General features: G+C 67.9%; 2 protein-coding genes. Both read right to left on the reverse strand.

Annotation, left to right across the window (positions count from 1 at the left end):
- Positions 1-1314: ThuA domain-containing protein (locus tag KCH48_RS41825; protein ID WP_210582878.1), on the reverse strand; the 1314-nt coding region annotated here is incomplete at its 3' end.
- Positions 1315-1358: 44 nt separating this feature from the next.
- The coding region (locus KCH48_RS41830) for an RICIN domain-containing protein (protein WP_210582879.1) at positions 1359-1569 on the reverse strand (211 nt) is incomplete at its 5' end.

Here is a 1569-nt window from a genome sequence, read left to right on the forward strand (position 1 = left end):
ACCGCCCAACTCCTTGATCCGGACGTTGCGGAACGATACGTCGTCCCCCGTACCGTGATTCTGAATGCCGACGTGGCCGGCGAGCGAGCGGGCCGGGTCGGTGTTGGTGAAGTCATTGATCTTCACGCCATTGAGCCAGACCTGGAGCCGCTCGCCCTCCACCAGCAACTCGAAGGTGTTCCACTCGCCCGGTGGGTTGAGCGCCGTGTCCCGGGCAGCCGTGTCCGGGGCCTTGATGGCGTATATCGAGCCAGTCGTGCGGTCAGGCGCGTCGGTGGCGTCGATCTGGACCTCGTAGCCGTTGTTCAGTGCCGACTGCGGGTCGCTCGACGGTGGGAAGCCCACGATCACGCCGGAGTTGTCGTCGCCGGCCATCTTCCAGTCCAGCTTCAGCGAGTAGTTGGTGAACTGCCGCGCGCTGTACCAGAGCATGCCCAGGCCGCCGTACGAGGCGAGGGTGGCGTCCGAGTTGGTGAAGCCGCCTGGGCCGGCCTGCGACCAGCCGGTGGTCGAGCCGTTGTAGAGGGCCCTATAGCCGGTCTCGGGCCGGCAGTCGGCCTTGGTCCGGCCTGCCGCGTACCGGATGCCGCCGAGCAGGTGCGCCCGGAGGGCCGGCTCCGCGTACGACGCCTGGCTGTGCCCGCCTCCGGTGTAGAAGGACCGGCCCCCCGAGTGTGTCTTGCACCAGGTGTGCGGGTGGTCGGCGCCCATCGAGCCGCCCGAGTACGACGACTCGTCCAGCGTGGTGAGCACGCGCGCGGTGGTGCGGGGGTTGGTCCGGAAGTTGTACCACTCATCGGTGCGGGTCCATGTCTGCGGCAGGTGAGCGGTCGCCGCGTGCGCCCGCCCCTCCACCTTGACGTTGGCCTGCTGGATGGCGGGGTGCGAGGCGAAGTAGGCGCCGACCAGCTCGCCGTAGAACGGCCAGTTGTACTCCGTGTCCGCGGCCGAGTGGACGCCGACGAACCCGCCGCCTGAGCCGATGTACGACTGGAACGCCGACTGCTGGGCGTCGTTCAGAACGTCCCCGGTGGTGTTGAGGAAGACCACCGCCTCGTAGCGGCTCAGATTGCTGGTGGTGAAGTGGTTGCCGTCCTCCGTGGCCGTCACCGTGAAACTGTTCGCCGCGCCGAGGTCGCGGATGGCCTGGATCCCTGCCGGGATCGAGTCGTGCCGGAAACCGGCCGTCTTGGAGAACACGAGGACGTCGTAGGGCGTGTCCGCGGCATTGACTGGGTTGGGCAGCCCGACGAGGGCCAGGGCGGCGAGTGTCGCGGCCGCCCCACCAAGCAGGCTTCGGGGTTGTCTGCGCATGTCCGTCGCTCTCTTCTTGGTGACAGAAATCAGGGCAGGGTCCATTAGGGCAGGGTCCATTTCTGGTTGGCTCCGCCGTGGCAGGTCCACAGGTGTACGAGGGTGCCGTCCGACGAGCCCGCGCCCGACACGTCCAGGCACTTGCCCGACTGCGGGTTCCGCAACGACCCGTCCGGGTGCGCCTGCCAGTTCTGGTTGGCGCCACCGTTGCAGGACCACAACTGGACTTTCGCCCCGTCCGCCGTGCTGTTACCG

Origin of the sequence: Streptomyces sp. GESEQ-4, assembly GCF_017948455.1 — a bacterium.
Lineage (GTDB): Bacteria > Actinomycetota > Actinomycetes > Streptomycetales > Streptomycetaceae > Streptomyces.